The sequence below is a fragment of the Stutzerimonas tarimensis genome, assembly GCF_042648805.1.
GTDB lineage: Bacteria > Pseudomonadota > Gammaproteobacteria > Pseudomonadales > Pseudomonadaceae > Azomonas > Azomonas tarimensis.
On sequence record NZ_JBHRXZ010000024.1, the window covers coordinates 403,764 to 420,175 of the forward strand.

The 16,412-nt window shown below is 64.5% G+C and carries 17 protein-coding genes; 11 read left to right on the plus strand and 6 right to left on the minus strand.

Annotated features, from left to right (window positions below):
- Positions 1-345: 345 nt before the first annotated feature.
- The gene (locus ACFOMF_RS15725; RefSeq protein WP_386366586.1) at positions 346-1,482 is read right to left on the minus strand and encodes a PQQ-dependent sugar dehydrogenase; all 1,137 of its coding nucleotides are present in this window, start codon (positions 1,480-1,482) and stop codon (positions 346-348) included.
- Between the two features lie 152 nt (positions 1,483-1,634).
- Here ACFOMF_RS15725 and ACFOMF_RS15730 point away from each other — a divergent pair, with 152 nt between their 5' ends.
- Positions 1,635-2,153: a hypothetical protein gene (locus ACFOMF_RS15730; protein ID WP_386366588.1), complete on the plus strand. Its 519-nt coding sequence runs from the start codon at positions 1,635-1,637 to the stop codon at positions 2,151-2,153.
- Positions 2,154-2,156: 3 nt separating this feature from the next.
- Here the strand turns inward: ACFOMF_RS15730 and ACFOMF_RS15735 are convergent, their stop codons facing one another.
- Positions 2,157-2,339, minus strand: a complete 183-nt coding sequence (locus ACFOMF_RS15735; RefSeq protein WP_386366590.1) for a hypothetical protein — start codon at positions 2,337-2,339, stop codon at positions 2,157-2,159.
- A 159-nt stretch (positions 2,340-2,498) separates the two neighbouring features.
- Between ACFOMF_RS15735 and ACFOMF_RS15740 the strand changes: the two genes are divergently transcribed.
- From ACFOMF_RS15740 to egtD, 3 genes are all read left to right on the plus strand, one after another.
- Positions 2,499-2,810, plus strand: a complete 312-nt coding sequence (locus tag ACFOMF_RS15740) for a hypothetical protein (RefSeq protein WP_386366592.1) — start codon at positions 2,499-2,501, stop codon at positions 2,808-2,810.
- A gap of 144 nt (positions 2,811-2,954) precedes the next feature.
- Positions 2,955-4,250: an ergothioneine biosynthesis protein EgtB gene (egtB, locus tag ACFOMF_RS15745; RefSeq protein WP_386366594.1), complete on the plus strand. Its 1,296-nt coding sequence runs from the start codon at positions 2,955-2,957 to the stop codon at positions 4,248-4,250.
- A 1-nt stretch (position 4,251) separates the two neighbouring features.
- Complete coding sequence (gene egtD / locus ACFOMF_RS15750; protein ID WP_386366596.1) at positions 4,252-5,211, plus strand: L-histidine N(alpha)-methyltransferase; 960 nt, start codon at positions 4,252-4,254, stop codon at positions 5,209-5,211.
- A gap of 46 nt (positions 5,212-5,257) precedes the next feature.
- On the opposite strand, the gene ACFOMF_RS15755 is transcribed toward egtD, so the two are convergent.
- A complete protein-coding gene (locus tag ACFOMF_RS15755) occupies positions 5,258-5,635 on the minus strand; it encodes a transcriptional regulator (protein WP_386366598.1) in 378 nt (125 codons plus the stop codon).
- A 166-nt stretch (positions 5,636-5,801) separates the two neighbouring features.
- On the opposite strand from ACFOMF_RS15755, the gene ACFOMF_RS15760 reads away from it, so the two are divergent.
- Positions 5,802-6,116 (plus strand): hypothetical protein, encoded by a 315-nt coding sequence (locus ACFOMF_RS15760; RefSeq protein ID WP_386366599.1) that lies wholly within the window; start codon positions 5,802-5,804, stop codon positions 6,114-6,116.
- A 21-nt stretch (positions 6,117-6,137) separates the two neighbouring features.
- Here ACFOMF_RS15760 and ACFOMF_RS15765 read toward each other — a convergent pair whose 3' ends face one another.
- Entirely contained in the window at positions 6,138-7,466 is a 1,329-nt protein-coding gene (locus tag ACFOMF_RS15765; protein ID WP_386366601.1) for a DEAD/DEAH box helicase, read from the minus strand.
- Between the two features lie 146 nt (positions 7,467-7,612).
- On the opposite strand from ACFOMF_RS15765, the gene ACFOMF_RS15770 reads away from it, so the two are divergent.
- The 3 genes from ACFOMF_RS15770 (at position 7,613) to ACFOMF_RS15780 (ending at position 11,031) form a co-directional block, all read left to right on the plus strand.
- Positions 7,613-8,521, plus strand: coding sequence for a LysR family transcriptional regulator (locus ACFOMF_RS15770; protein WP_386366603.1), 909 nt, complete (start codon positions 7,613-7,615; stop codon positions 8,519-8,521).
- A gap of 63 nt (positions 8,522-8,584) precedes the next feature.
- A complete protein-coding gene (locus tag ACFOMF_RS15775) occupies positions 8,585-9,139 on the plus strand; it encodes a peptidylprolyl isomerase (protein WP_386366605.1) in 555 nt (184 codons plus the stop codon).
- A gap of 59 nt (positions 9,140-9,198) precedes the next feature.
- Positions 9,199-11,031, plus strand: a complete 1,833-nt coding sequence (locus tag ACFOMF_RS15780) for an ABC transporter ATP-binding protein (protein ID WP_386366607.1) — start codon at positions 9,199-9,201, stop codon at positions 11,029-11,031.
- A gap of 56 nt (positions 11,032-11,087) precedes the next feature.
- Here ACFOMF_RS15780 and ACFOMF_RS15785 read toward each other — a convergent pair whose 3' ends face one another.
- Positions 11,088-12,218 (minus strand): GNAT family N-acetyltransferase, encoded by a 1,131-nt coding sequence (locus ACFOMF_RS15785; protein WP_386366609.1) that lies wholly within the window; start codon positions 12,216-12,218, stop codon positions 11,088-11,090.
- A gap of 134 nt (positions 12,219-12,352) precedes the next feature.
- Between ACFOMF_RS15785 and ACFOMF_RS15790 the strand changes: the two genes are divergently transcribed.
- The 3 genes from ACFOMF_RS15790 (at position 12,353) to ACFOMF_RS15800 (ending at position 15,292) form a co-directional block, all read left to right on the plus strand.
- On the plus strand, positions 12,353-12,919 hold the full coding sequence (locus ACFOMF_RS15790; protein WP_386366611.1) for a hypothetical protein: 567 nt from the start codon (positions 12,353-12,355) through the stop codon (positions 12,917-12,919).
- 98 nt (positions 12,920-13,017) lie between these two features.
- Positions 13,018-14,610, plus strand: coding sequence for a sensor histidine kinase (locus ACFOMF_RS15795; protein WP_386366613.1), 1,593 nt, complete (start codon positions 13,018-13,020; stop codon positions 14,608-14,610).
- A gap of 4 nt (positions 14,611-14,614) precedes the next feature.
- Positions 14,615-15,292, plus strand: coding sequence for a response regulator transcription factor (locus ACFOMF_RS15800; RefSeq protein WP_386366615.1), 678 nt, complete (start codon positions 14,615-14,617; stop codon positions 15,290-15,292).
- A gap of 333 nt (positions 15,293-15,625) precedes the next feature.
- Here ACFOMF_RS15800 and ACFOMF_RS15805 read toward each other — a convergent pair whose 3' ends face one another.
- A complete protein-coding gene (locus ACFOMF_RS15805; RefSeq protein WP_386366617.1) occupies positions 15,626-16,327 on the minus strand; it encodes a DUF2057 family protein in 702 nt (233 codons plus the stop codon).
- Between the last annotated feature and the right edge of the window lie 85 nt (positions 16,328-16,412).

Consider the following 16,412-nt stretch of genomic DNA (forward strand, 5'->3'; position numbering starts at 1 on the left):
TTATAGATACGATATTGTCTAGCCATCACAGCATGGCCGGTTTACAGGCGCTATGCCATCGCAGCGAAACGCCGCTATGGTTGAGCGTTACGCCTATTCCGGATGTAAGCCAAGGCCTACAAAGCGACAATATTTTGATGCTCAGCTGAATAGCTGTACGAATGTGACGGGAATTCCCCCCCGACAAGCGGTAGCGGCAATTAGTGATTCAGTTCACGTAAAACCCCTTTTTTCGGCAGGCAAGCGTAGAACTTGAGCCAGCCTGGCGGGGGTGGACATAGCCATGCAAGGGGGGTCAGGGTCAAGGCCACAGGACGTGGCCCTGACATTTGACCTGCAGCGGCTCTATTGCTGTTCCAGGCCCAGTTGCAGGACCTGGCCGCTGGCGTCGTCCGTCACGACATAAAGGAAACCGTCCGGACCGAGGCGGACATCACGAACTCGCTTGCCGAGCGGCTTGAGCAGTCGCTCCTCGTGGATGATGGCGTCCCCGTCGAGCTCCAGGCGTATCAACGAACGGTCAGCCAACGCGCCGACAAAGAGGTTGCGCTGCCAGCCTTCGAAGCGTTCGGCGTCATAGAAGGCCATGCCGCTTACCGCAGGCGACTGCATCCAGACGTGGTGAGGTGGCTCGGCGCCGTCCACCGTCTGGCCCTTGGCTTCGGGAATCGGCTGGCCACTGTAGTTGATGCCATGGGTCGCCAACGGCCAGCCATAGTTCTTGCCCATCTCGGGCAGGTTGATCTCGTCGCCGCCGCGCGGGCCATGATCGTGGACCCAGAGTGCGCCGGTCCAAGGGTTGATCGCCGCGCCCTGCTGATTGCGGTGGCCATAGGACCAGATTTCCGCGAGCGCATCGTCGCGACCGACAAAGGGGTTGTCGTCCGGCACGCTACCATCGGGGCGGATGCGGATAATCGAACCCTGATGCTTGTCCAGCTCCTGTGCAGTGGCGCGCTGGTTGTTGTCCCCCAGGGCGATGAACAGGTAGCCCTCATCGAAGGCCAGCCGCGAGCCATAGTGCAGGCCGTCGCTCAGTTTGGGCTGCTGGCGGAAGATCACCTCGAAATTCTCTAACCGGCTGAGGTCGTCGCTGAGTCGACCACGGCCTGCCGCGGTGCCGGAGTTGCCGTTCTCCCCCGCTTCGGCGTAGGTCAGATAGACCATGCGGTCTTGCTCGAAATCAGGCGATAGCTGAACGTCCAGCAAGCCCCCCTGGCGTTGTGCATGAACCTCGGGCGTGCCCGCCAGTGGCTCGGACAGCGTACCGTCGAGCGATAGCACGCGCAGCCTCCCAGGGCGCTCGGTGACCAGCATCTGATCGCCACCGGGCAGGAAGGCGAGACTCCAGGGGTTCTCCAGGGCAGCGGTGATTTCCCTGACAGTGAGCGTGCCTTTCTCGGTATCGAATCTCTCGGCGGCCTGGAGGCCGGGTACGGCAAGGGTTGCGCACAGGGCGGCAATGAGGCTCGGGCGTAGCATGACGTCTCCGCGATTCCGGGTAGATTGAATACAGACTAGAGAAGCGAGGGCGAAATGCCGTCTATTTTTTAACAGAAAGAAACGGCAGTCGGCGCGAACAGCCGCCCGGCTGTCCGGTCCAACCTGCGCCGAAAGCTACCTTCGAGGCACTGATGAAGACTCCTCTGGCCGCGGCCCTGCTCGTGGCGCTTGGTGGATGCGCCGCACCCGCGTCATATTGCGACCTGTCCGAAACCGGCAGTGCGTGCCGCCAGCAGCACCTGCTGCAACAGAATGACCTGATTCAGGCGCAGATCCTGGTGACTTCAGGCGGCGAGGAAGGCTTCGAACTCGCCGCCGCGCTGCTTGATCGCGCCGAAGGCGGTGATCGACGTGGTGAGGTGCATTTCTATCGCGGGCTGCTGGGCATCCGCAGCGGGGCGGCGCTCGCCGACACGCTGGCGCAGCTGGACACCGCGGCGTCTCGCCAGCATCCCCACGCGGTGGCGCTGCTCTACAAGATTTATAGTGAACCCTATCTGGTGGCGGAGGCGGACCCGGAGCGGGCCCGCCAGTATCGTGACGCCTATGCCGAACTGGACGTGGCCCGCAGCGGCTACCCCTCCTTCGAACAGGCGCTGGTGATCGTCGAGCGCCTGCTGCCGCCTCAGGCCAGCGCCGTCAGCCCCTAGAGATCACGGCTGGGGCGTCCAGTGCTCGCGCTTCTCGCCGTTGGCCACAGCCTGTGCCTCGCTCTGCGTGGCGAAGGGCCCGGCCATGATCTTGCCGTCCAGCTCCACTACCCAGCAGACCATCCACGCGGCGCGCCAGGCTTGGGGAATCTCATCGCTCTTGAGCTCTTTGACTTCGAGTTTCATGGGCTTTGCTCCTTCTCTGAGTCGCACCGACTTCTCCAGTGCAGTCCTCAATTGACCACGGCGAGCGCCATTCTCTCGCTCGACGAGCCGCCGTGCGGTTGGAAACGGAGTGGAACCGGCAGGGTCTATCTTGCTCCGTTCCCCCGAGAAAGCCTGCACATGAGCCTGACACCCCTTGACCTGGACAACGCCATGCTGCTGGCCAGCGAAGCCTTTCTTCCCTATGGCTGCGTGACCAGTGCCAACCCGGACGACGACAGCTTCAGCTTCACTGTCATGAGCGGCAGTGGCGAAGAGGTGTTGCGGGTGACGGACATCTCCTACGGTCGTTATGCCGACCCTGCGCGGCTGGCCGCCGTGCTGGCCCAGGCTCGGCGTGACCTGGAGCTGGAAGGCTGCCCGCTCGACCCCTGGAACATGCCGGCCCTGGCGGATGATGGCGGTGTTCCCGAGACGACGCCCAACTATTGAGCTGCCGTTGCGCACGCCCCTGCGGAAACTTCCCCCCTGACAGCGGGTCGGTAACCTGTAGGGTGCGCCACGCTACGGGCGGACATTACCTGAGCCGGGTCGGCGGCCGATCTGCCGCTGCGGACATTTGGAGGGGAGATGCCCATGGGCAATCTGGCACGCGAGCCAGGCCAGCAAGCGGAAACGGCCGGCCTCGATGACCTGCTGCAGCGCTTCCAGCGCAACCGAGCCACCAGCGAGGCGATCTGCGCCCCACTGGAGATCGAGGATTACGTCATCCAGAGCATGCCCGACGTGAGTCCGCCAAAGTGGCACCTGGCACACGTCAGCTGGTTTTTCGAAGCCTTTCTCCTGGTCCCCTACCTCCCCGGCTACAAGCCGTTCGACAAGGTCTTCGACCACCTCTTCAATTCCTATTACGAAACCCACAGCCAGCCCTTTCCCCGTGCCCGCCGCGGGCTGATCTCGCGTCCAGGCGTGCAGGAGGTGCTGCGTTACCGGGCACATGTCGACCGGGCCATGGGTGAACTGCTGACCCACCCGCCGAGGCAGCAGACGCTGGAAATCGCCCGGCGTACCGAGCTGGGCCTGCAGCATGAGCAGCAACACCAGGAACTGCTGGTGATGGACATCAAGCACATCCTGGCGCAGAACCCCATGCATCCGGTATACCGCGCCGATCTCGAGCCCGCGCCAGGCGCTGGACTCGAGCGCCTGCGCTGGCATGACTTCCAGGGCGGCCTGTGTGAGGTGGGCCATCAGGGTAACGGCTTCGCCTTTGATTGCGAGACGCCGCGCCATCGCCAGTTCATCGAGGACTTCCGGCTCGCCAACCGGCTGGTGAGCAACGGCGAGTACCTGTCGTTCATGGCCGATGGCGGTTACGCCCGGGCGGAACTCTGGCTTTCCGATGGCTGGCAGATGATCCAGCAACAAGGCTGGCACGCGCCCCTTTACTGGGAGCGACTGGATGGTTTCTGGCATGAGATGACCCTGGGCGGACTGCGCTCACTAGACCTTGCCGCGCCGGTCTGTCACATCAGCTTCTACGAGGCCGACGCTTATGCCCGCTGGGCCGGCGCTCGCCTGCCCAGCGAGGCGGAATGGGAAATCGCCGCGAGCAGTGTGGCCGTCGAGGGCAATCTTCTCGAGAGCGACTACCTCCACCCGATCGCCAACCTCAGCGACGCCGATGGGCTGCACCAGGTCTATGGCGATGTCTGGGAATGGACCGCCAGCCCCTACCGGCCCTATCCCGGCTTCCAACCGCTCGAAGGCAGCCTCGGCGAATACAACGGCAAGTTCATGTCCGGACAGATGGTGCTGCGCGGCGGCGGCTGCGCCACACCTGCCGACCATATACGGGTGACCTACCGCAACTTCTTCCCGCCCTCAGCACGCTGGCAGTTCGGTGGCCTGCGTCTCGCCAAGGAGATTTGACATGGCGCTTGCCATCCACTTTCACGAGCAATCACAGCCTGCCCCGGAAAGCTCCCTGCGCGATGAAGCACTGGCTGGTCTTTCCTGCAGTCCGAAATGGCTGTCGCCGAAGTTCTTCTATGATCGGCGCGGCTCGGAGCTGTTCGAAAAGATTTGCCAGCAACCCGAGTATTACCTCACCCGCACCGAAGAAGGCATCCTGCGTGAAGCGGTGGACGACATCGCCCGCCTGAGCGGTCCCGGCATCGACCTCATCGAGTTCGGCAGCGGCGCCAGCCGCAAGGTCCGCCTGCTGCTCGAAGCCCTGCGGCCGATCAGTTACCTGGGCATCGACATTTCCGAGGACTTTCTACTCTCGAGCACCCAGCGCCTGGCCGCCGACTACCCATGGCTGGAAGTGCATGCGGCCTGCAGCGACTTTTCCCAGCGCCTCGACTTGCCGGAGGATTTCCACAGCGCCCATCCGCTGGCCTTCTACCCGGGCTCGAGCATCGGCAATTTCACCCCGGCCCAGGCCCGCCGATTTCTTGGCGAACTGCACGACCTGCTGCCGCCTGGTGGCGGTGCATTGATCGGCGTGGATCTGGTCAAGGACAGGACGACCCTGGAGGCGGCCTACAACGACAGGGCGCGGGCCACGGCGGCTTTCAACCTGAATGTACTGCAGCGTATCCGGGACGAGCTGGACAGCGACATCGACCCCTCTCGATTCGAACACCATGCGTTCTTCAACGATGCGGAGTGCCGGATCGAGATGCATCTGGTGGCTACCGAAGCCCAGGATGTGCGTATCGAAGGTCAGTCCTTCCATTTCGCCGAGGGCGAAAGTCTGCACACGGAAAATTCCTACAAATACTCGCTGGAATCCTTCTGCGCCCTCGCCCGCTCCGCCGGGTTCGATTGCATCGGTCGCTGGCTCGACGATGATGAGCTGTTCAGCGTGCATTACCTGCAGCGCTGATCCATGAGCACGCCGGGCCGTCAGGCCCGGCAGTGCACCTGCGGTGCTAGCGGAAGTCCGCGGCCAGGGGATCGAAGGATTCGCCGGTGAGCGCGGCGCTGTCGAGTGAATCGAGTCGCTGCCGAGCCTGGCTTCCACCGTTTTCGAGCAACTGCAGCAGGCGCGTCCCACGCTCGGTCAGCGCGAAGTTTTCGCCATTGCCGCCCAGATCGTCGGGGCGTGCCACGATGAATCCGCCGTTGAACAGGTCGCCTTCGTAATTGGCGGCTTCCATTCGGAAGTCGTCCATGTCGGGCAGGGATTGCCCCGACCCTTCCATCGCCATCGCATGGGCTTCGGCGATCTGGCGCGGCTTGAAGGTTTCCTCGCCGTTGTCACGAATTTCGCGCAGCAGGCGCGCCATCAGATCCCAGTTGTAGCTCATGGATATGTCCTCCACTTGACCTGTCCCGGCCACCCTGATCAGAGCGACCTCTTGCTATTGGGACTCAGCCTGGGGCGTGGTGGTTCGGTTCACAGCGGGGCGGAAAAGATGAACTTAGATTGCCGGACCGCGATCCACCGTACAGGTACCCAGAGAGGTAAATGCCATGAGAGCCCTGATCATCACCGCCCTGGCCAGCCTGCTGGCCGCCCCGGCCGCCTTCGCCTGCACCAGCGACGAGGCGGACCGCAAAGCACAGGAGCTGGCCGAAAAGGTCAACCAGGTCACCCAGAGCGATGCGGATCGCGCTGCGGCGATCAATGAGGAAATGCGCGAGATGCGACTTGCCCGCACCGCAGAAACCCTGGAAAACGAATGCCGCGCCTACGATATCCGCATGGAAGAGCTGGAACAGGCGCAGCAGCAGGCGGACATCCCCACGACGGATGCCCCCGCGCCCCTGCATAACAAGCAACCCTGAGTCAACGCGCCCGCGCCGAGGTCATTCCTCGGTCTTGCGACGCTTGAGCGGTGCCAGGCCATCCTGACTCACCAGTGATGGCTTGGGACCATTCTTGGGCCGGGAGCGCTTTTCACCAGATTTCCTGTCACCCGTCTTCTTCTCGCCGGCCTTCTTCTCGACTTTCTTTTTCTTGGTGCCCGCCGCCTTGCCGGACGCCTTGAGATTCTTCGGCCCCGCGTAGCTGCCCTTGAGCTCGGAAATGGTGCGGCGCTCGAAGCGCTGCTTGAGGTAACGCTCGACGCTGGACATCAGGTTCCAGTCGTTATGGCAGATCAGCGAGATCGCCTGCCCCTCGCCTCCCGCCCGGCCGGTACGACCGATGCGGTGCACGTATTCATCGCCCGAGCGCGGCATGTCGAAGTTGATCACCAGATCGAGGCCATCCACATCCAGCCCCCGCGCCGCCACGTCGGTGGCCACCAGCACCCGCGCGCCGCCCTGCTTGAGGCGGTCGATGGCGAGCTTGCGATCCTTCTGGTCCTTGTCGCCGTGCAAGACGAACGCCTTGACCCCAGCGGCTACCAGACGGCCGTAGAGGCGGTCGGCCTGGGTGCGGGTATTGGTGAAGATGATCGCCTTGTCGTAGGTCTCGTTGGCCAGCAGCCACTGCACCAGTTTTTCCTTATGCGCCGGATCATCGGCCGTGATGATCTGCTGACGCACTTTCTCGTTCAGCTCGCTGACGGCGTTGAGCATCAGATGCTGCGGCTCGCGCAGCAGTCGGCCAGTCATCTCGCGCAATGCCGTTCCGCCGGTGGTGGCGGAAAACAGCAGGGTCTGCTGACGCTGGCTGCACTCGTTGGCCAGGCGCAAGACGTCGTCGGCGAAGCCCATGTCGAGCATCCGGTCCGCCTCGTCGAGTACCAGTACCTGGACGTCACGGAGAATCAGGTTGCCGGCGTTGAGGTGTTCGAGCAGCCGGCCGGGAGTGCCGATCAGCACATCCGGGATCTTGCGCAGCATCGCCGCCTGGACCTTGAAGTCCTCCCCGCCAGTGATCAGCCCGCCCTTGAGAAAGGTGAAGCGGGCAAAACGCTCCAGCTCCTTCAGGGTCTGCTGGGCCAGCTCACGGGTCGGCAGGAGGATTAGCGCGCGCACGTCGCCCTTGTGCTCCTGGTCGAGCAATCGATGCAGCACCGGCAGCAGGAACGCGGCGGTCTTGCCACTGCCGGTCTGCGCAGTCACGCGCAGGTCCCGGCCTTCGAGCGCGGGCGGGATGGCGGCAGCCTGGACCGGGGTAGGCGTGTCGAAACGGAGTTCCGCAACAGCCTTGAGCAGGCGTTCATGCAGGGCGAAATCAGCGAACAAGGGGGCACCTCGACAGGGCGAATCTGGGTCGCATAGGGTAACCCGCCAGGGGCTCGAACGCTCGGCCTCGAACGCGCGGAGCGATCCCCTTGATCGGCAGGCCCGCAGCTCGACATACTCGAGCCTCGATTCCACAGGAGCACAGGGTGAGAGCACCTCGCGTCACGCTGGATCAATGGCGAACCTTGCAGGCCGTGGTCGACCACGGCGGTTTTGCCCAGGCGGCCGATGTCCTGCATCGCTCGCAATCCTCGGTCAGCTATACCGTGGCCCGGATGCAGGAACAGCTCGGTGTTCCCCTGCTACGCATGGAGGGGCGCAAGGCGGTACTCACCGAGGCGGGCGAGGTGCTGCTGCGCCGCTCCAGGCTACTGGTCGCCCAGGCGGGGCAGCTCGAGGAGCTGGCACACCACATGGAGCAGGGCTGGGAGGCCGAGGTGCGCCTGGTGGTCGATGCCGCCTACCCCAACAGCAAGCTGGTGCGGGCGCTGTCGGCGTTCATGCCGCAGAGCCGCGGCTGCCGGGTGCGCCTGCGCGAGGAGGTGCTGTCCGGGGTCGAGGATGTCCTGCTGGATGGCTCGGCCGACCTCGCCATCACCGCCCTGGATATCACCGGGTATCTCGGCGTCGAACTGGGCGCGGTGGAGTTCGTGGCGGTGGCCCACAGCGCCCACCCGCTGCATCTGCTGCAGCGCAAGCTGAGCTCCCAGGATCTCGAGTCGCAGCTGCAGATCGTCGTGCGCGACACAGGTCAGCATCGCCCGCGCGACAGCGGCTGGTTGGGCGCCGAGCAGCGCTGGACGGTCGGCAGCCTCGCCACTTCTGTATCATTCGTTTCCAGCGGCCTGGGCTTTGCCTGGCTGCCGCGCCACCTGATCCGGCGTGAACTCGAGGACGGCATACTCAGGGCGCTGCCAATGATTCAGGGCGGCGTCCGCCGTCCACAGTTTCACCTGTACACCAACAAGGACAAGGCTCTCGGGCCGGCTACGCAGATCCTCATGGGGCTGATCACCGCCCAGAACGCCGACCCGCTGGCACCGCCCGGACGCTGAGGCCGGGCGACTCCACCGCAGCAAGGGCAGCCGCCTGCCCGTCACTACAACAGGAAACCCACCATGCTCAAAAAGCTCACCCTCGCCGCCTGCTCCGTGCTGCTGGCTGGCAACCTGCTCGCCGCCGACAACCCGCGCGTGCTGCTCAATACCAGCCACGGCGAGATCGAAGTGGAACTGGAGGCGGAAAGGGCACCCATCAGCGTCGAGAACTTTCTCCAGTACGTGGAGAGCGGCCACTACGACGACACTATCTTCCACCGCGTGATTCCGGGGTTCATGGTCCAGGGTGGCGGTTTCACCGAAGACATGAACCAGAAGGACACCCTCGCGCCGATCCGCAACGAGGCCGACAACGGCCTGCACAACGTGCGCGGCACCCTGGCGATGGCTCGCACCTCGGCGAAGGACTCGGCCACCAGCCAGTTCTTCATCAACCATCGCGACAACGCTTTTCTCGACCACGGCTCGCGCGACTTCGGCTACGCCGTGTTCGGCAAGGTGGTGCGCGGAATGGACGTGGTCGACCAGATCGCCCAGGTGCCCACTGGTCGCCAGGGCATGATGCAGGACGTTCCGCGTGAACCGGTGAAGATCATTTCCGCTCAGAAGCTCTGACCCGGGCGGCCGCTGCCGCCGCAGCGGCCCCCCACTCCCCGTCGCCTCGCGGAACATCCATGCTATTCCGTCGTTTCGAAAACATCATCGACCCCTTCCGCGAGGGGCCTGCGCCCCGGCCGGGCCAGGGCATCGTCCGTTTCTACCTCCATTACCTGCGCCAGGTCTGGCCGGTGATGCTCGCGCTACTGGTGGTGGGTTTCTTTACCGCCCTGGTGGAGGTGGCGCTGTTCGAGTTTCTCGGCCGATTGATCGACATGGTCAACCAGACCCCGGCCGAAGCGTTCTTCGCCAGCCACGGCCGTGAACTGCTGTGGATGGCGGCCGTGGCGTTGCTGATCCGGCCGCTGGTGTTCACCCTGCACGACCTGCTCATCCACCAGACGCTGTCGCCCAGCCTGACCAACCTGATCCGCTGGCAGAACCATCGCTACCTGTTGCGCCAGAGCCTGAGCTTTTTCCAGAACGACTACTCCGGACGCCTCGCCCAGCGGGTCATGCAGACCGGCCCGGCGCTGCGCGAGTCGGCCGTGCAGGTGGTCGATGCGCTCTGGCATGTGATCCTCTACGCCGGCATCGCCCTGTACCTGTTCGCCCAGGCCGATCTGCGCCTGATGCTGCCGCTGGCGGGCTGGATCCTCGGCTACATCCTCGTGCTCTGCTATTTCGTGCCCCGGGTGCGCCAGCGCTCGGCTGCCGCGTCCGCGGGGCGTGCCAGGGTGATGGGACGGGTGGTGGACGGCTACACCAACATCATGACCCTCAAGCTGTTCGCCCACTCGAAGGACGAGGAAGCCTATGCACGAGCGGCGATGAGCGATCTGGTGCAGCGCTTTCGCAGCCAGTCGCGCCTGATCAGCGGCATGGACATCACCATCACCCTGATGAGCGGCGTGCTCATCGCCGGTACCGTCGGCCTCGCGCTGTGGCTGTGGAGCATCGGCGAGATCAGTATCGGGGCCATTGCCCTGGCCAGCGGCCTGGTGATCCGCATCAACAACATGTCCGAATGGATCATGTGGGTGGTCAACGGCATTTTCGAGAACGTCGGCACTGTCCAGGACGGCATGCGCACCATCGTCCAGCCGGTGGAGCTGGTCGACCGCCCCGACGCCAGGCCGCTGACGATCAGCCGCGGCGACGTGCGTTTCGAAGGGGTCGGCTTTGGCTATGGCCCGGACCGCCCTGTCATCGAAGGACTCGATCTGGCGGTGCGTCCGGGCGAGAAGATCGGCCTGGTCGGACCTTCCGGGGCCGGCAAATCGACCCTGATGAACTTGCTGCTGCGCCTCTACGACCTGCCTGGCGGGCGCATCCTCATCGATGGCCAGGACATCGCCGGGGTCACCCAGGAGAGCCTGCGCGCGCAAATCGGCGTGGTCACCCAGGACACCTCGCTGCTGCACCGCTCGATCCGCGAGAATCTGCGCTATGGCCGGCCTGACGCGAGCGAGGAGCAGGTGCTCGAAGCCCTGCGAGGTGCGCGCGCCGATGCGTTCGTCGCCGACCTGCGCGACGGCGACGGCCGCAGCGGGCTGGATGCCCAGGTGGGTGAGCGTGGGGTGAAGCTCTCCGGTGGCCAGCGCCAGCGCATCGCCATCGCCCGGGTGCTGCTGAAGAACGCGCCGATCCTGCTGCTGGACGAAGCGACCTCGGCGCTGGACTCGGAAGTCGAAGCGGTGATCCAGGAAAGCCTCGAAACCCTCATGGAGGGCAAGACCGTCATCGCCATCGCCCACCGCCTGTCCACCATCGCCCGCATGGATCGCCTGGTGGTGATGGACCAGGGCCGCATCGTCGAAACCGGCACCCACGCCGAACTCATCGCCGCTGGCGGCCTGTATGCCCGGCTCTGGCAGCACCAGACCGGGGGTTTCGTGGGAGTCGAATAAAGGCAGCGCCAAGGCCGTCAGGCTCGCTCACCGTGCAGGCGAACCCGCGCCCTCCGCTACTCCTCCACCTGCCGATACGGCAATGCCTCGCGGGCGGCGGCGGCGTAGCGGTGGATGCCGGCCTGCTCTTGCTGAAGAAAGCCGGCGACCGCGTCGCGCAGGCCGGGGTGTACCAGGTAATGCCATGAACGGGTGATGACGGGCTCGAAGCCGCGGATCAGCTTGTGCTCGCCTTGGGCGCCGGCGTCGAAGTGGCTGCAGCCCATGGAGATGGCCTGCTCGATGCCCTGATAGAAGCAGGTTTCGAAATGCAGCCGGTCGAACTCGGCCAGCGAACCCCAGTAACGCCCATATAGCCGCTGGCCATCGCTCAGGCAGAAGGCCATCGCCACCGGCCTCGCCTGTTGTAGCGCGAAGACCACGCGAATGGACTCGGGCATGCGCTCGGCCAGGAGGCTGAAAAACGCGCGCCTGAGGTAAGGCGCCTGGCCGCGGACCCGATAGGTGTTGGCGTAGCAGGCGTAGACGAAATCCCAGTCCGCCTCGCTCAGGGCCGCTCCGTCGTGCCACTGGAAGTCGATGCCCTGCGCGGCGACCTGCTCCCGCTCCTTGCGCATCTGCTTGCGTTTGCGTGAGGCCAGCGCGTCGAGAAAGTCCTGGAAGTCCCGGTAGCCCCTGTTGTGCCAGAGAAACTGGCAACCGAGACGCTCCATCCAGCCCGCCCGCGAGGCGATCACCCGGTCGGCGAGCGCCTCGGTGAAATTCACATGAAGCCCGGACATGCCCTGCGCCAGCAGGGTATCGATCAGCTCATCGAGCAGCGCACCAGCGGCCTCCGGCTCACCCAGCAGACGCGGCCCGACCACCGGGGAAAAGGGCACGGCACAGAGCAGCTTGGGGTAGTAGAGGATCCCGGCACGATGGCAGGCATCGGCCCAGGCCCAGTCGAACACGTATTCGCCGTTGGAATGGCTTTTGCGATACACCGGCAATGCCGAGCGCAGCGCTCCCTGCGCGTCGTGCCATAGCCGGTGCGCCGGCAGCCAGCCTGTGCCGGGGCCTACGCTGCCGCTGTCTTCCAGGCTGGACAGGAAAGCATGGCGCAAAAAGGGCTGCGCCGTAGGCAACAGGGCGTCCCAACTGGCGGCATCGACTTCGGTGAGGGAAGAAAGCGTCTGGATAGGCATGGGCGCAGTGTGGCGCGATGCGCAGCGGAAAAAAAGCGCAGCTTGTTCATCTCCTGTTCATTCCCTGCCCATCCTCGATTCAGGCAGGGCCTCTAGCATGGGGCTCGATTTCCACGACAGACAGGTATGTACCCGTGATCAAGCGAAACCTCGCCCTCCCCGCTTTCATTGCCACTGCCCTCGCCCTTGGCGCCGGTGCCGTCTCGGCGGAGGTAGTAAACAACAACATTACCGAAGCCGAGGTAAAGGCAGCGCAGGAAGCCTGGGGCCAGGCGCTCATCCAGATCAGCGACCGCTACGCCGCCGACGGCATCGACAAGGCCCGTGAAAAGGCCGAACAGGTGCTGGATGCCGCCTACGGCTACGGGCAGGGCGCGGTGCTGTTCAAGCCGACCCTCGCCAGCGGCGAGCAGACCTTCCGCATAGCCAGGGAAGGTGCGCTGGCCTATTTCGTCGGCCATGACGAGAGCTATCCGGACGACAGCGGTTTCGCCCTCAAGGGCTGGAAGAGCTACAGCTTCGAAAACGCCGCGGTGTACATCAACGGCGATCTCGCGCTGACCACCGGCCATGTCAGGCTGACCGACGCCGACGGCCAGGAAACCATCGTGGACAAGAGCTGGGCCTTCAAGAAGGACGAGCAGGGCGCCCTGCGCATCGTGCTGCATCACTCCTCGCTGCCCTACGCTCCCGGCTATTGACGCACATCCGGTTACCTTGCAGCGCGCCCGGCCGATTGCGGCCGGTCCGCCGCGCTGCAATGCTCGCCCTTCCCCGATGAAACCCGGCAGGTGCGCCGTTGTTCCGTAACAAGCTCTGGTTGTCCTTTGGCGTCCTGATCATCCTCGCACTGTCCCAGGCGATCGCCGCCTACTGGTCGCATAACGTCGCGGCTTTTCATATCGAGCGCGGCCGATTGTCCAACCAGATGCTTTCCGAATTCATCGCCCTGGGGGCCGACAAGCAGCGCCTGAAGGTCTGGCTGGCCGAGTACCTGCTGCTGGAAAACAAGAACACCCACGACCGCGACGCGTTGTTCGCCAACATGCAGCAGCGACTGGAAGCGCTGAACGCGCTGGCAGTGCGGGACCAGCTGCTGGGCCGCTCGCCCGACGACCTCACCCAGATCAGCCGCCAGGTGAAGGCACTGTCCTTTCTTGAAGCCAACGTGCTGACCCTTGAACGTGTCCTGCGTACCTGGGAAATTGCCAAGTATCCCTCCAGGGAGCGCTGGGCCGCGCTGATCCAGGCGTTCGATTACCTCGAGACGACAGACCTGCGCGAACTGGTCGCCGACGCCATCGAGCTGCAGCGTGAGCGCGCGGCCCGCTCCGAGCAGGCCGCGGTCGAGGCCCTGCAGCGGGTGCGGGTGACCATCGTGCTGCTGGGGATTCTCGGCAGCGCACTGGCCATCCTGCTCGGCGTACTGCTGGTGAGCTCGCTGTACCGGCCGATCAACGCGCTGCTCGAAGGCACCGAGCAGCTGCGCTCCGGCGCGCTGGCGCACCGTATCGCCATCTCCGGACCTACCGAATTCGCCGCGCTGGCGCGCCAGTTCAATCGCATGGCCGAACACATCCAGGCAGCCAAGGAAAAGGACGCCGGCTACACCCGGCTGGTGGAAGAAGAGGTGCGCGCCCGCACCGCACAGCTGGAACAGGCCATCGCCCAGTTGCAGGACGCCGAACGGCGCCAGCGGCGCTTCTTCGCCGATGTCAGCCACGAACTGCGCACCCCGGCGACCGCCATCATCGGCGAAGCCGAGATCATGCTGCGCGGAGGGGAGAAATGCCCCGACGACTATCGGGAATCGCTGCAACGCATCCTGGAATCCGGAAGTGGCCTCGCTCGACGCATCGACGATCTGCTATTGCTCATCCGCAGTGACAACAACCTGCTGCGGCTCGAACACAGCGCGCTGCTGTTGCCCGACTGCTGGGCCTTGATGCTCAAGGAGCTGGACCGTCTGGCCGTCGCGCAATCGGCCGAACTGCAGAGCCGGGTCGAAGCGGCACCAGGCTGGCAACAGCAGCGGGTGGTGCTCGACCTGGACAAGTTCCTCATGGTGATCCGAGTGATCGCCGACAACGCGCTCAAATACTCGGTCCCGCCGGCCAGGCTCGAGGCCAGCCTGGCGGTCGAGGCCGGGCGCTATCTGCGGCTCGCCATCCGCGACCAGGGCATCGGCGTACCGCCCGATGAACTGCCGCAACTCTTCGAGCGGCACTTTCGCGGCGCCCGGGCGCGCAAACAGTGTCCGGAAGGGCTGGGCATCGGCCTGACCATCGCCAGCCGGATCGTCGAGGCCATGGAAGGTGAGCTGTCGATCCACAGCGACGGAACCCAGGGCGCCGAGGTGATCCTGAAGCTACCGCTCGCCAGGTTGTCCTAGCCCCATGAACATTCTCATCATCGAAGACGACAAGCGCGTCGCCAGCTTTCTCGAACGCGGCCTGAAAGCCGAAGGCTATCGGGTCGCCACCCTGCATGACGGCGAACACGCCCTGCCCTTCATCCGCCAATACCGGCCCGATGTGATAGTGCTCGACCGGATGCTGCCCCACCTCGACGGCATGGAGATCTGCCAGCGGATACGCGCCAAGGGCATCGATACCCGGGTGCTGATGCTTTCGGCACTCTCGGAGGTGGAGGAACGGATCGCCGGCCTGCGGGTCGGCGCGGACGACTACCTGGGCAAGCCCTTTCACTTCGAGGAACTGCTGGCGCGGGTGGGGGCGCTGGGCAAGCGCGGTGCGGGTCCGGGCACCGATATCCTGCAGGTGGGTGACCTCTCCTTCGCGCGTGACAGCATGCAGGTACGCCGCGGCGACCGGGTGATCCGCCTGACCGCCAAGGAGCTGGGCATCCTCGAGCTGCTGATGGCCGCGCCGGGCAAGGTCTTCAGTCGCGAGCGCATCCTCGCCAGCGTCTGGGGTGTCCACGAGGATCCGCTGACCAACGTGGTGGATGTCTACATGGGCCGGCTGCGCAAGAAGATCGACGAAGGCCAGTCCCTGCGCCTGCTGCAGACGCTGCGCGGCATCGGCTACTTCATCTCGGCCGACGCAGCCTGACCCCCCGCTCAGAATCGGCATAGGGGGCGGCCTTGATAGGCCGCTCCCCTGCCACACCTCCCGGCATGCGCTCGCGGCTTCGCTCCACGCTTCCTTCCCTCACTCGGTCACCCTCATGCAGTTGCGCTTCACTTCGTTCGCTGTGGTCAACTCACGGCGGGACTCTTACCCGCAAGATTGCGCCCATGCTGGGCGCACCAAAAAAAGCCCCGCCGAAGCGGGGCCGCCAAGAAGGCGGGTAAGGGAGCATACATCCAGGAGCTTACCGGGGGCAGATGACGGCGACGTTACCGTCGTCCTCCGGCTCGCCGGGTCGCCTGACCCGCGTCAGGTCTACTGCTTCGCCCACTCCTGGAAAGCCTTCCGGCTTTCCGGGCTGAGCATCAACCACAGTTGCTGCAGCATGCTCAGGGTTGCATCGCTGTGCGGGAGGGTCTGCGAAGGCACGGCCGCTCTGGACGGAACGGGCACCGCGGCACTGGTCGCAGCGGCCTGGGCACCATTCGGCGGCTCGACGGTGGTCTGCGTGTAGCTGGTGGAACCGCCGCCAAGCAACTGGTTCACGGCGGAAGTCGGCTCAGCCCCCCGCTGCGTCTCGATACGCTCGCCGGTGCGCTGATTCGTTGACCATCCGGCAAAGGAATCCTTCATGGCCCTCGCCTCCTGCAGGTTGGCCGGCTCATCGTACTCCAGCTTCCAGACATCACCCGCACGGCCGTTCAGGCGATACACCGCACTGCGCGTGCGGACGATTTCGTGACTGAGGCCACCGCCGATATCGAAGCCGTTCTTGTAATATGCATTGATTTGGTATTCGCCCGGCTGCAAATGCAGCGTTCTGTTCGCGGTACCGAAGGCCGAGTTGGCCAAAGGCACTTCCTGGCCGTTGATGTCCACTACCTCCAGGGTGCTGGGCATTTCCACTACCACAACTTTCGTCCTGGGCAGCTCGGAGCCGGAATACAACTTCACATGGGATTGCTGCGCACAACCAGCTAACAGGCCAACAATGGCAACCCAGAAAATACCACGCATGAAAACTCCTTGGACACGACCAGCGAATGGGCTGATTGCACGAACCGCAATTGCCGACCTGTTAATTACAACCTGACAGCAAGAA